The organism is Chryseobacterium sp. WG14 (assembly GCF_024586945.1).
In the GTDB taxonomy this organism is placed as follows: Bacteria; Bacteroidota; Bacteroidia; order Flavobacteriales; family Weeksellaceae; genus Chryseobacterium.
Map to the genome: position 1 here is coordinate 269,983 of NZ_JALCZD010000001.1, position 14,254 is coordinate 284,236.

Genomic DNA, 14,254 nt, shown 5'->3' on the forward strand with positions numbered 1-14,254 from the left:
CATATTTTTTAATATTAATCCTTGTAAATTTGCTATTGCTAGCGGCCCGGGTGAGAGAGATCCGGGCCTTTTTTTGTGTATAAAACAGTAAATGATTTTTAAGTGAAAATGAAATTTGGAATACTGTATGGTTTTGAATAATTCGCTGTGAATTTGATGGTTATATGTTTTTTTTATTGGCGTTTTATTGTAAACGGTTTTGTTTTGCTGTTTTTTTTATTGCTTGGGAATCCGATATCTTACTAAGAATTAAGTATTTATTCGACTTTTTCACTATTGGGTGTAACAAATAGCTCCTCATAGTGGTCTTATAGAATAAACTATAATTTCAAATGAAAACAATTTTATTTCCAATAGCATTATTAGCAGGTTCTTTGACCTTGGCCCAAACCCAGGTTGCAAAAGATACTGTTAAGCAAAAAGAGATTGAAGCCGTTACTCTGGTGGCCAGAAAACCGACGGTAGAATCTAAAGTAGACAGAACGGTATTTAATGTTGCCAACAGTGCTATTCTTGCAGGAAATACAACGTGGGATGTTCTGAGAATGACCCCTTTGGTGAGTATTGATAATAATGATGCTGTAAAAGCAGAAGGGCAGACCGTAACGGTTTATATTAATGATAGAAAATCAGTTTTTACAGGTAAAGAATTAAAAGAATATCTTAAAACAATTCCGGCAGATAACCTGATGAAGATTGAAGTGATTACAAGCCCTTCCTCAAGGTATGAAACTTCGGGCTCCGTGATCAATATTGTCCTGAAAAAAAGGGATGACGAAGGATTGAAAGGAAGTATCTCCTTAAACAACAGGCAAAGTACCAAAAATTCACAATACACGAATTTCAACCTGAACTACCATAAGAAAAAATTTACCCAGACCCTGATAGGAGGTTACAATAGCGGAAATTATGTACAGAAGACTGAAACATGGGATAACCGGTATGCAAGTAATAAAACGACCCAGTTTAATATGGAAAACGAGACGAGAAATGAAAGTCCTTCTCTTTCCTCTACCTCAGAATTTGAGTTGAATGACAAAAATAATATCGGATTTGTATTTGAGTATTCACAGAACAGGAATTTATCTCTGGCAGAATCTGATGGAATGATCTTCACTAATGGAAATCCTGATGATTCTTTTCATCAGACTCAAAATATGTGGGGATTCAGCCGTAATTTAGGGACTAATGCCTTCTACAAATATTATGATAAAGAAAAGAATAGGATTTTAGATATTAATTTAGGGACCAATTATTCCAGCAATGACAATGATAATTTAATTGATAAGGAAATTGATAAACAGGGCGTGAAAACCGCTCAGCAGCTAGGAATTATCAGCTCAAACCAAATGCGTAATTATTTTCTGAAAATAGATTATACGCAGCCTTTAGGTAAATCCGGCGGTACGATAGAAGTAGGAGGTAAAACGGAAATCAACAATCATGTTATTCCCAACAGCCTTTATGGATTCAGTATGAATGATCCAAAGTCAGAATATTATAATCTTTCGAGAAATGATATCTTTCATTATGAGGACAATCTAAGTTCTTTATATGCCAATTATAGTAAAACATTCTTCGGAAAACTGGAAACAAGAATTGGGCTTCGATATGAATATATTGATTATAAAGTAAGACAGGATGTTGCAGGTACAGAGAGAAAAGATGCGTATGGAACTTTTCTGCCCAATCTATTGCTGAAATATAATTTTTCAGAGAAATTTGATTTGAGTCTTACCTATAACCGAAGCATTTGGAGACCTTGGTATTCTGAATTTAACCCTTTCCTGGCACCTGAAATCAATGGAACATATTCCAGAGGAAATCTTTATCTGAATCCTAACCCTAATGACCGGCTTTATCTGAAATTCGGACTTTTGAAAAAGTACTTTATTTCTGCAAGGTATATGCATACCAATCAGGATTACTGGACTACCTATGTAACGGAAAACGGGAGAACCGTTTCATTACCTGGGAACTTCGATGGAAAAGTTGAGAAATATTACCTTTTTGCCAATACCAACCAGAACTTCCTGAAAAATAAACTGAATGTAAATGCGGGATTCGGATGGTACTATATTAACAATAAGGATTTTAATGAGAAAAACAGGCTGGGGGGTAAAGATTATATCAGCTATTGGGGAGCCTCCGCCAATATATCATATACCAATCTCTTCAATAAAAATATTAATGTAAGTGCATGGGTAGAGCTTGCCAATCAGAATAACGGAAATTCATATGCCAATAATACCAATGTTTTCCATAATATTTCAGTCACTAAAATATTTCCCAAAACTCAAATGGAACTGAGTATGCAGCTGATGAATATTTTTAAAAGACCTTATGCAGATAATACAACATACAGCCAGGACGGAACTTTCAGAGAGTATTCAAAATGGGACTGGTACGGAGTTTCACTTACTTTTGTAAAACGTTTCGGAAATCAGAAAGTAAAAGAAAATACTAAAACTGATCTTGAGAAAAATTCAGGAGGAGCAAAGTAGTACAAGATAGGTAGGCAGGTTTCAGCGAGAAGCCTGCTTTTCATTTCATGTAAGGTAAGTTGGAAACCTGACGTTTTTTGGTTAATTTTTATCTCCTTCAGATTTTAGATCTGTTAAATACAAAACCTGAGAAAAATATAAAGCTGAATTTGAGAACAAATAAAAAGCAGATTCCTGTTAGGGATCTGCTTCTATAATTGTATATCGATAGAAATCAACGGTAAGGCAGTCGGTTTCCATTAATAATCCTGTGTTTATTTCAGTGTAAACTTCACTTTCGTTTTAATAGCATCTGAAGAATTTCCAATCAGAGCTTCAAAATCTCCGGGTTCTGCTACCCAGTCATGTTTACCGGCATCAAAATAACTTAATGCAGTCTTATCGATGGTAAAAGTTACTTCTTTTTGTTCTCCGGGGTTTAAAAATACTTTTTCGAAACCTTTCAGCTCTTTTGCAGGGCGGGGAACAGATGATTTTAAATCACTGATGTAAAGCTGGGCTACTTCAGCACCTGCTTTCTTTCCTGTATTTTTAACACTCACTGTAAAAGTGATGGTGTCGTCCTGTGAAATTACCGTTTTATCCGCTTTTGCTTTTCCAAATTCAAAACTAGTATAGCTTAATCCATGTCCGAAACTGAAAAGAGGCTTGATGTTTTTGGTATCATGCCAACGGTATCCAACGAAAATTCCTTCGTTATAGGTAATATTGATCGGGTTTTTCTGGTCTTTTCCTTTTCCTGCTGCAAATTCTTCTTTTTGTCCCGGATATTCTCCAAGTTGGTGAGCCGGGTTATCTTCCAGTTTTACTGGAAAAGTAAAAGGAAGTTTTCCGGAAGGATTAGAATCCCCTGCTAAAACGGAAGCAATAGAATTTCCTGCTTCGGAACCCAGATACCATGCCTGTACAACACTTGGAACCTCTTTAATCCATGGCATGGCCACAGCATTTCCGGATACCAGGACTACAGCAAGGTTTTTATTGGCTTTTGCCAGTGCAGAGATGACGTGATCCTGATTGTAAGGAAGGCCATAACTTTTTCTGTCATTTCCTTCGCTGTCCTGGAAGTCTGCTTTATTCAGTCCGCCTACAAAGATGACATAATCTGACTTTTTAGCCAATGCTACAGCTTCGTTCAAAAGCTCTGTTTCAGAACGGCTGTCTTTTAAGTCCTGTCCGGACTTTACCCCGTTATACTCTCCACCAATATCTCCTACATACCCTCTTGCATATTCAACGTCAGCCTGTTTTCCAAATCTGGATTTGATTCCGTCCAGAGGAAGCGCTTCATATTTTACCTTTAATGATGACGAACCACCACCCACAGTCATAATCTTAATAGCATTTTCACCTATCACGGCGATTTTTTTGGCTTTATTAAGATCGATGGGAAGAACATTCCTCTGGTTCTTTAATAAAACAATTCCTTCCTCGCCAATTTCTTTTGCTACAGCTTTATGTTCCTCAGAAGCAATATTCCCAAAAGGTTTATTTCTGTTCATGGTGGTCTGATAGGCAAGACGAAGCAGCCTGGTTACTTTATCATCAAGCTCCGTGGTTCCTACTTTTCCGGATTTAATTAAATCAAGATAAGGCTTTGCCAGAAAGTAGTTGTCATAAGCATTTTTAGTTCCGGCAGAAAGACCATTGGTCCATGTTCCGAATTCAAGATCCAACCCGTTGTGGATGGCTTGTTCCGTATTATTGACAGCTCCCCAGTCGGATACAACCACTCCTTTATATTTCCATTCTTTTTTCAGAATGTCATTCAGAAGATATTGATTCTGGCTGGCATACTGGCCTTTGTACATATCGTAAGCACCCATAATCGTCCAGGAATCTCCTTCAGTTACTGCTGCTTTGAAGGGTGGAAGGTAGATTTCATAAAGCGTTCTGTCATCTACATTCACATTACTTGTATGACGGAACATCTCCTGGTTATTGAGGGCAAAATGTTTTACAGAAGTTGCTACACCATTAGATTGTACTCCTTTAATATAAGGAACTACCATTTTTGAAGTCAGATAAGGATCTTCCCCCATATATTCAAAATTTCTTCCATTCAGGGGAGTCCTGTAAATATTTACTCCGGGTCCTAAAAGGATATCTTTTTTCCTGTAGCGGGCTTCTTCTCCTAAAGCTTTACCATAGTTCCATGACATTTTTTTGTTCCATGTAGCAGATAAAGCCGTCAGGGCAGGGTAGGCGATAATAGAATCATTGGTCCAACCTGCCTGGTCCCATTCGTCCCACATTACCTCAGGACGTACCCCATGAGGTCCGTCAGTAGTCCAGAATTCAGGAATTCCCAGTCTGGGAACACCCGGTGAGCTGAATTTTGACTGGGCATGCAGCATAGCCACTTTTTCTTCCAGTGTCATTCTGGAAAGTGCGTCCTGGATACGTTGTTCTACAGGTTTGGATTCGTCTAAATAAACCGGTAGAGTATTATTTGTCTGAGCCATATAAGAAACAGAAATAAGAGTGAATAAACTTACAATGGCGGTTTTCTTTAACATAATGCCTTTTTATTTGATTGTAAGCAAAAATAGCTAAAATTTTTATTATCTCAAATTGAGAAAATGAAAAATAATCCGTAAAAAAACTGTCTACATAATTGTTTGACAGTTCTTTTATATTTTCGAAGACTAAAAATGAGAAACGGGATGAAGATAATTCACTTTTGACGTTTATGAATCAGTGTTCGTAAAAACACTAAAAATTTGGGCCTTAAGATTCTCAAATTCAGCACTACCATCCTTTCACGGCCCCTCCTTTAAAAATTTCTTTGGCTTTCTTCTCCACTTCATCAGACTCATAAGCTTTGACGAAATTTTTTACCTTCTGACTGTTTTTATTGTCTTGTCTGGCAACCACTACATTGACGTAAGGAGAATCTTTATCTTCTTTTAGAACACTCTGTTTCTCAGAATCCAACCCAGCCTGGGCTGCAAAGTTATTATTGATAATACCTACTACCACATCTCTGTCGTCCAAAACTCTTGGGATCTGTGCGCCTTCAATCTCCATAATTTTCAGCTGCTTTGGATTTTCTGTGATATCGGTCACTTTCGGAAGAAGCCCGACACCTTCTCTTAATTGTAATAAGCCATTTTTCTGTAACAGAAGCAGAGAACGGCCTCCATTGGTAGGGTCATTAGGAATAACCACCGTATTTCCATGCTGCAACTGAGTTATATTTTGAATTTTTTTGGAATACGCTATAATAGGGAAAACAAATGTATTTCCCACCACAGCCAGATTGTAACCCCGCTGTTTCGACTGTTCAGTAAGATAAGGAACATGCTGGAAAGCATTGGCATCAATATCCCCGGTGGTCAAAGCTTCATTGGGAACAACATAATCATTAAAGGGGATCAATTCCACTTCAAGATTATATTTCTCTTTCGCTACTTTTTTTGCCACTTCAGCAATTTCCTGCTCCGGGCCATAGGTAATTCCCACCCGGATAAAATTCGGATCATCTTTCCTTCCGGAACAAGCCGTAAATAATAATATGCCGGCAGCAAATAAACTTAAAATCTTTATTTTTTTCATTGTCGTTCTTTTAAATAAGAAAAAGGAATTATAAAAGGGCAGATCTTACTCCTTTACGCTCAGAATTTCTACCTGTGATCAAACCTTTTTGACAGCCGATCTCCTGCAAACTGGATAATAAATACTAACAGAACCAGTAAAATCAATACAGTATTCATGATCACAATATCATAACCGATGTAACCATATTGATAGCCAACCTGTCCTAATCCGCCGGCACCTACCGCACCGCCCATCGCAGAATAGCCTACCAGAGTAATTAAAGTGATGGTAGCATTATTGATAAGTGAAGGAAGGGCTTCCGGAAGCAATACTTTTCTGATGATCTGAAAGGGTGAAGCTCCCAAAGCTCTTGCCGTTTCTATTAAACCGTGAGGAACTTCAATGAGGCTGTTTTCCACTAGCCTCGCAATAAACGGGGCTGCTCCTATACTTAAAGGAACCAATGCTGCGTTAACCCCAATGGAGGTTCCTGCTAAAATTCTTGTAAACGGAATCATCCATACAATTAATATAATAAAAGGAATGGCACGGAAAATATTCACCAAAATAGAGAGTGCCCTATGATAAACGGTATTTTCCAACAGCTGTCCTTTTCTTGTTAAAAACAGCAAAATCCCAACCGGAAGGCCTAGAACGAATCCAAAAAATCCGGATACGAATGTCATATAAATTGTTTCCCAGGCTCCTTTTGCTAAAAGAGCAATTACCGTATCACTAAGCATATCCTTTTACTGTATTTTGAATTTTATTTTGATTGAAATAGTAGATGGCCTGTTGATTTTCTTCTTCTTTCCCCTGAAGCTGAAGCAGCAGTTTTCCAAAATTGGAGTTTCCAAGATATTCTACATCAGCCTTCAAAAGTTTGTATGGAATTTTATATTGACTATATAAGGTTGAAAGAAGTTGTTCAACACTTATATTTTCATTGAGTTCTATTTCGACCAGCGGAAATAAACCATCCTGTGGTTCTTTCTGAAGTCTGTTATTGAGTTCCTGCGGCAGGGTCATGTTATCTGAATTTATAAATTGCCGGATTACCGGATTTTCCCGATCCGAAATAATCTCACTTAAAGTTCCTTTTGCTAATAATTTTCCTTTGTCTATCACGGCAACGTGGTTGCAGACTGCTTTGATGACCTCCATTTCATGAGTAATAAGGAGGATGGTAATTCCCAGTCTTTGATTGATGTCTCTCAACAGCTGTAATATAGACTGTGTGGTGGCAGGATCAAGTGCACTGGTAGCTTCATCGCAGAGTAAAAGATGGGGATCATTGGCTAATGCCCTGGCAATGGCAACTCTCTGTTTCTGACCTCCGGAAAGGCTTCGTGGATAATCGTGGGCCTTATCTTCAAGGCCTACAATTTTCAGAAGCTCATTCACTTTTTTATTAATCTGATCTTTACTTGTACGATCCAGCTCCAAAGGAAGCGCGATATTATCAAAAACAGTTCTTGAAGAAAGAAGGTTGAAGTGCTGGAAGATCATCCCAATTTTTTTGCGCTCTTCAGCCAGTTGCTTTGAGCTTAGTTGAGTGAAATCCTTTCCGTTAATAATAATCTGCCCTTCGTCCGGTCTTTCCAACAGATTTACCGTACGGATAAGGGTACTTTTTCCAGCTCCTGAAAATCCGATAATTCCTACGATATCTCCTTTCTCTATAGTGAGGCTCACACGATCCAGCGCCTTGAAAGATTGCTTTTTCTGATGGAATGTTTTTGATATATTTTTAATTTCTATCATTCTGATGTTTTATACTATTTAAATAGGCTGGTATCGTCTGCCTGTTTTATTAAAAAATCGTTTCACTCTTCTTAACTTCACTTTTGACCGTTTCGAAAGTTTAAAATATTTGGTGACATTCGTCAGCAATACTCCCAGCAATATAATGGATAAACCATACAACTGACCTCCATTGATGCTCTGATTGGCAACAATCCAGCCTGCAATAACCGTTACAATAGGGTTAATGTAGGTATGGGTGCTTACCAAAGCGGCGGGTTTTACGGACAATAGCCAAATGTACGACAAATAAGCGACTATAGATCCAAAGAAGATCAAAAACAAAACACCCAACCATGCTGATAATGGGATGGCTGAGACCGAAAAAACGGTCCATTCTTTTCTTAAAAATGCAATCAGAAAAGAGGCCAATCCAGCTACTATAAGCTGTTGGGCAATATTCATAAAAGTAGATTGCGAAGCCGGGTTTTTCTTTGAATATAAAGAACCCAGTACCCAGGCTATAGAGCTTAATCCTAACACGATAAAAGCGGTAATACGAAGATGGCCGTCAGTGGCTGCATGAGCTGCCGTTGAGTTTACACTTCCCTTTAAAAATAATACCAATCCTACAAAACCAATGACCAGGCCTATCGGAATAAACTTATCTGAAAAATAATATTTCCAGTTCTTTCTGTCAATGGCAATAAACCAAAAAGGTCCGGTTGCAATAGAAATGGCCGCTTCCGGTGCCGTTACATACTGCTCTCCCCAGGCCACAAGACCTGTTCCTCCGGTAAGAATTAAAATACCGGTAATAGCATTTTTTTTCCAGTTGATCATCGTATTAGCTTTTTCTCCTTTTGACAGGAGATATCCTATCATCAGAATTCCTGCAACCAGAAATCTTAATCCCGAAAGAATGAACGGAGGAAAACCTTTTAAGCCAAATGATATGGCTAAAAATGTAATCCCCCATATTATATAGATGTTGGTAAATGCCAATGGGACCAGCCATTTGTTTTTAGAAGTGCTCATTGTTATTTTTTAATGTTGTTTGTTGTTAATAAAAAGGCTCTACAATGTTGTAGAGCCTTTAAAAAATATGTTATATAAAAGTAAGGTCATCCACAGTATTCTTGGTGTATAGGCATACAGATACACATCATCATGTTCTTGATGGTATGTTTCTTTATTGAATTATTTTTTAATTCTGCCTTCATTTTATTTTATTTCCTGAATACGATTGCAAATATATAATATAATTTTTATTAGTCCACTAAAAAAGTAGGCTTTTTGAATATTAATTTACTGTAACGGATTTAAATATTTGTAATTCAGTGTTTTATTTGTTTTTATTTTTTGATTGAATGTTGGTGGAAAATAGTTTTTAATTCATTTATTGTGGAAATGCGATGAAATATGCTGTTATGGAATGATTAAAATAAGTTTGATTATTTAAGAATTGTATAAAGCAGTTTTTTACTGTGCGTTTTTTCAGGGGTTGGATCTGTAATAGATTCATTTATTAAACTAGTTAAATGCACAGGATTTCTATTGATCATAATTTAGCATCAAATTTAAAAAACATGGACAATAGAATATTAGGCCTGCACCATATTACAGCTATTGCAGACAATGCAAAAAGAAACTTAGATTTTTATACTCAGGTTTTAGGGGTAAGGCTGGTCAAGAAAACCGTCAATTTTGATGATCCGGGAACATATCACTTCTATTTTGGAAATGAAAACGGAACACCGGGAACTATTCTTACTTTCTTTCCGTGGGAAGGAATTGGTCAGGGTACTAATGGAAGCGGTATGGCTACTCATATCGGATATTCAGTTCCGAAAGGAAGCCTTGGATTTTGGAAAAGCCGTTTTCAAAATTTTAATGTGAATATAAAGGAAGAGGAGTTCTTCGGGGAAAAGCTGATCTCTTTTAAAGATCCGGACGGCTTGCAGTTACAGTTCATAGAGCCATCTGCTGATGATCACCGAAAAGTATGGACCACTGATGATATCAAAGAAGAGCATGCTTTGAAAGGATTTCATAATGTTACTTTAAGTTTAAAAAAAGCTGATCCTACCCTTAAGATTTTAACGGATATTTTAGGATATGATCTTCAAAAGCAGGAAGGGGAAAGATACAGGCTGGCTACAGATGCTATTGATACGGCCAATTTCGTAGATATTATTGAGAATGATAAAATGCCATCCGGAAGAAATGCTGCAGGAACCAATCACCATATTGCTTTTAGAGTAAAAGATGATGCTGTTTTAATGGAATACCGTGAAAAAGTATTATCTGCAGGCTTAAGTATCACTCCTAAGATCAACAGGGATTATTTTTACTCACTCTATTTCCGTGAACCTGGAGGTGTATTATTTGAAATTGCCACAGATAATCCGGGGTTTACTGTAGATGAACCACTGAATGAACTGGGAAATCACCTGAAACTTCCTGTACAATATGAAGGAATGCGTGATAAAATAGAAGAAGCATTACCGAAGTTATCATAGATCATTACTCTGCTGTGATAAAGACTGTAATTTTGACAGTAAGAATAATATAGTAAACAGTATCAATAAAAATAAAAGAAATGGAAAGAACAGAAATAGTTTTAGAAGGAAGAAAAGGAGAAATTCAACTTTTTTCAGATGATCATAAAGCAGGAAAAATGGACATTTCAGTAATTGGAAAAAAACTGACCGTGTATCATACTGAAGTGAATTCGGAATATGAAGGAAAAGGCTTTGCCAAAATTTTACTGGAAAGACTGGTTTCTTATGCAAGAGAAAACGACTTGAAGATTGTACCCTTGTGTCCCTATGTTCATGCACAGTTCAAACGTCATCCGGAAGAATATAATGATGTGTGGATGAAAGAAACGTTGTAATCACGGTGAGTAGGAGAGAAGGGTATAGAATGGATCTAAACTAAGTTTACTGACAGGTTTGGTTGGTCGTCATTTTTCCTTTCTTCCCACTCTGGAATAATCCGGAAATATATGTAGAAACTCTACATTACAACAATCAGTCAATAAATTTAACTTTCAATTTTCAACTTTCAACTTTATGAAACTTATCACAGGATTGCATCATGTTACGGCTATTACCGGCAATGCCCAGGAAAATATAGATTTTTATACCGGAGTTTTAGGACTTCGATTGGTCAAGAAAACGGTAAATTTTGAATACTCCGATGTTTATCATTTCTATTTCGGAGATGAATATGGAACGCCGGGAACTATTTTGACAACTTTTCCCTATGGTAAAGACCTGATTAATGGAAGACACGGCAAAGGAATGCTGAATACCACTGCTTTTTCAGTTTCTATGGATGCATTAGAGTATTGGACAAATCGTCTGGATCAGTTTAATATTCAATATAAACAGCCACAGCAAAGATTTTCTGATGAAGTTTTTATTTATCTTGAAGATTTTGACGGGCTGGGACTGGAATTGGTTTTTAATGATAAAGATGAAAGAAAAGGATATAACAACGGCTATATTCCCAAAGAATATGCGTTAAAAGGAATTCACCATGTGGAAATCTGGCAGGATGCTTATGAAAGAACGGCCGCCCTTTTAACGACCCAGATGGACCATAAGGTCATTACTGAAAGCGCTGACAGATTGAGACTGGCAACAGAAGATCTGCCAGGGAAATATGTAGATCTTTTGTATATGCCTAATGCGTTAAAAGGGCTGGCAGGAAGAGGGACTGTTCATCATGTAGCTTTTGCCACTCCGGATGCACAGTCGCAACTTGAGATGGTAGACAGGCTCAATGCATATGGTTTGGAGCATACAGAAGTGAAAGACCGGAAATATTTCACATCAGTATATTTTAAAGAGCCCGGTGGTGTGTTGTTTGAAATTGCCACTTCGGGTCCGGGGTTCGATGCAGATGAAGAAGCTGCATCATTAGGGGAAGGTTTGATGTTACCGGAACAATTTGAAGAACAAAGGGAACGTTTAGCGGAAATTCTCCCTGCAATTAATTATCCAACAGAAAAATTCAGATAGAAATAATGAGTCATATTTTAAATATAAAAACAGCAGGAACACCGTTAAAACAGGCAGAGAAAGCCTTGATTATGATTCACGGACGCGGTGGAAGTGCTCAGGATATCCTGAGTTTATCCCAACATCTGAATGTAAAAGACTATGCATTATTAGCCCCACAGGCACTGAATCATACCTGGTATCCTTATTCGTTTATCGCTCCGGTTGATCAGAATGAACCGTGGTTGTCATCTGCCCTGGAAATGGTAGATCAAACAGTAAAAGCTGCTGTAGATGCAGGCATTAAACCTGAAAACATTTATTTTTTCGGATTTTCCCAGGGCGCCTGTCTTACGCTGGAATTTTTGGCCCGTAATGCACAAAAATTGGGTGGAGCAGTGGCTATTATCGGAGGAGTGATTGGTGATAAGATCAACCGGGATCACTATAAAGGTGATTTTGCAGGAACTCCGGTTCTTTTGGCAACCAGTAATCCTGATTTCCATGTTCCCATAGAAAGAGTGTATGCTACAGCCAATATTCTAAGAGAAATGAATGCTGAGGTTACAGAAAAAGTGTACGCCAATTTCGGACATTCCATTAATCAGGAGGAAATTGAACTGGCGAATTCGGTTATATTTAAATAAATTAAAAGATAGTATTGTCAAAATTCAATAGAGGTGGGCTTTAGCCACCCGACAATATATCATCAATCCATTGGCTTTAGCCAAAACTTATATCCTCTAAAAAAGATGCACGAATCACTACTTTTAATACTGGGTCTTTTATTACTCGTTATGATGCTGGTGATGCTGGCACAGCGCATAAAGATTGCTTACCCTATCTTTCTGGTGCTTGCCGGATTAGGAATCAGCATGATTCCGGGAGTACCTGTTTTAAAGCTGGATCCCGATATTATATTTTTAATCTTTTTACCACCGCTTTTATATGAAGCGGCATGGTATACTTCCTGGAATGACTTCTGGAAGTGGAAACGCCCCATCAGTCTGTTAGCTTTTGGACTTGTTTTCCTGACCTCTCTGGTGGTTGCTTATACTTCACAGCTTCTGATTCCCGGTTTTACCCTGGCATTAGGCTTTTTATTGGGAGGTATAGTTTCTCCACCCGATGCTGTTGCAGCAGCCACTGTATTAAAAGGATTAAAGGTTCCTAAACGAACCCTTGCCATATTGGAAGGGGAAAGCCTGATCAATGATGCTTCTTCACTGATTGTTTTCAGGTTTGCTTTAGTTGCGGTAATGACGGGAGCTTTCTCAATGCATGAAGCCACCGGCCAGTTTTTTCTTGTGGCAGGAATGGGAATTGTTGTAGGAATTATCGGAGCTCATATTTTTTATGCCATTCATAAGTTTTTGCCTACTACCCCGGCAATTGATGCCGCTATTACGGTAATTACACCTTATATTTTATTTCTTTCCGCAGAGCATTTCCATTTTTCAGGAGTGATGGCTGTGGTAAGCGGGGGACTTTTTATGTCATTTCGTGCCCATGAGATTTTTAAAACCGGAACGACAAGAATTAATATGACAGGAGTCTGGAATACGTTGATCTTTGTAATGAATGCGTTGGTTTTCGTATTAATAGGACTTGAGCTTCCGGATATTATCAATGGTCTGGGAGAAACCTCTTTAATGGAGGGTATAAAATATGGTTTAATTATAAGTGGTATCGTAATTGTGGTTCGCCTGTTATGGATTTACCCGGTAGCCCATCTACCGAGATGGCTGAGTAAAAAAGCCCGACTGGACCCAAGCCCGGGATGGAAAAATCCCTTGATCATCGGTTGGGCCGGAATGCGGGGAGTTGTTTCTCTGGCAACAGCCTTATCCATTCCGGTTATGATGAATGAGCAGTCTCAGTTTCCTATGAGAAACCTGATTATTTTTATCACGTTTATCGTTATTTTTGTAACGTTGGTTTTCCAGGGACTTACACTGCCTTTGATTATTAAATTAACTAAAATAGAGGAAATTGATCCTATTTTACCTTCTCATGAGCAGCAGGCAGGAATTCAAATGAGACTGGATCAACTGGCAATTGACAGGCTGATCAAAGAATATGAACCTACGGTAAGCAGTAATAACCTGGTAGAGAACCTTAAAAAAGCATTGGAAAATGATATTAAACTCCACCAAAACCATCTGAGCTCTATTGAAATGTGCACCAACAGGCAGAATGATCTGAAGGAATATCATAAGATCATGCTCGACATTATTGCATTACAGAGAAAGGATTTATTCAAAATGAAACGTGAAAAATTATTCGGTGATGATGAGATTAGAAAAGCCGAATCTCAGCTGGATTTGAATGAATTGAAAATAACGGGGAGTAAACATTTGTAGGGGAGTTGAGAGTTAAGAGTTGAAAGTTAAGAGTTGAGAGTTAATAGCTTCAAAAGAAAATTACTTATTATTCTTCCACTTTCCGGTTTTTATA

Annotated in this window: 11 protein-coding genes; 6 read left to right on the plus strand and 5 right to left on the minus strand. The window is 37.8% G+C overall.

The features are described from left to right. Nucleotides 1-332 precede the first annotated feature (332 nt). Nucleotides 333-2,504, plus strand: a complete 2,172-nt coding sequence (locus MP478_RS01085) for a TonB-dependent receptor domain-containing protein (protein ID WP_257192261.1) — start codon at nucleotides 333-335, stop codon at nucleotides 2,502-2,504. Between the two features lie 254 nt (nucleotides 2,505-2,758). On the opposite strand, the gene MP478_RS01090 is transcribed toward MP478_RS01085, so the two are convergent. The 5 genes from MP478_RS01090 to MP478_RS01110 all read right to left on the minus strand — a co-directional run bounded on the left by MP478_RS01090 (nucleotide 2,759) and on the right by MP478_RS01110 (nucleotide 8,825). Then, on the minus strand, nucleotides 2,759-5,023 hold the full coding sequence (locus MP478_RS01090; protein ID WP_257199326.1) for a glycoside hydrolase family 3 C-terminal domain-containing protein: 2,265 nt from the start codon (nucleotides 5,021-5,023) through the stop codon (nucleotides 2,759-2,761). 232 nt (nucleotides 5,024-5,255) lie between these two features. Then, entirely contained in the window at nucleotides 5,256-6,062 is an 807-nt protein-coding gene (metQ, locus tag MP478_RS01095; protein WP_257199327.1) for a methionine ABC transporter substrate-binding lipoprotein MetQ, read from the minus strand. 68 nt (nucleotides 6,063-6,130) lie between these two features. Further along, nucleotides 6,131-6,787 carry a methionine ABC transporter permease MetI gene (metI, locus tag MP478_RS01100; RefSeq protein WP_257192264.1) on the minus strand — a complete coding sequence of 219 codons (657 nt, stop codon included), beginning with the start codon at nucleotides 6,785-6,787 and terminating at the stop codon, nucleotides 6,131-6,133. Then, nucleotides 6,780-7,808 (minus strand): methionine ABC transporter ATP-binding protein, encoded by a 1,029-nt coding sequence (locus tag MP478_RS01105; RefSeq protein WP_230035690.1) that lies wholly within the window; start codon nucleotides 7,806-7,808, stop codon nucleotides 6,780-6,782. The genes metI and MP478_RS01105 overlap by 8 nt, the downstream gene beginning before the upstream one ends. 18 nt (nucleotides 7,809-7,826) lie before the next feature. After that, nucleotides 7,827-8,825, minus strand: a complete 999-nt coding sequence (locus MP478_RS01110) for an EamA family transporter (RefSeq protein ID WP_257199328.1) — start codon at nucleotides 8,823-8,825, stop codon at nucleotides 7,827-7,829. Between the two features lie 551 nt (nucleotides 8,826-9,376). On the opposite strand from MP478_RS01110, the gene MP478_RS01115 reads away from it, so the two are divergent. From MP478_RS01115 to MP478_RS01135, 5 genes are all read left to right on the plus strand, one after another. After that, on the plus strand, nucleotides 9,377-10,309 hold the full coding sequence (locus MP478_RS01115) for a ring-cleaving dioxygenase (RefSeq protein WP_257192268.1): 933 nt from the start codon (nucleotides 9,377-9,379) through the stop codon (nucleotides 10,307-10,309). Between the two features lie 80 nt (nucleotides 10,310-10,389). Further along, on the plus strand, nucleotides 10,390-10,686 hold the full coding sequence (locus tag MP478_RS01120) for a GNAT family N-acetyltransferase (protein ID WP_257192269.1): 297 nt from the start codon (nucleotides 10,390-10,392) through the stop codon (nucleotides 10,684-10,686). Nucleotides 10,687-10,864: 178 nt separating this feature from the next. Further along, nucleotides 10,865-11,818 (plus strand): VOC family protein, encoded by a 954-nt coding sequence (locus MP478_RS01125; protein WP_257199329.1) that lies wholly within the window; start codon nucleotides 10,865-10,867, stop codon nucleotides 11,816-11,818. A 5-nt stretch (nucleotides 11,819-11,823) separates the two neighbouring features. Continuing rightward, nucleotides 11,824-12,444, plus strand: coding sequence for an alpha/beta hydrolase (locus MP478_RS01130; protein ID WP_257199330.1), 621 nt, complete (start codon nucleotides 11,824-11,826; stop codon nucleotides 12,442-12,444). A gap of 105 nt (nucleotides 12,445-12,549) precedes the next feature. Then, nucleotides 12,550-14,160, plus strand: coding sequence for a Na+/H+ antiporter (locus MP478_RS01135; RefSeq protein ID WP_257199331.1), 1,611 nt, complete (start codon nucleotides 12,550-12,552; stop codon nucleotides 14,158-14,160). The last annotated feature ends 94 nt before the right edge of the window (nucleotides 14,161-14,254 follow it).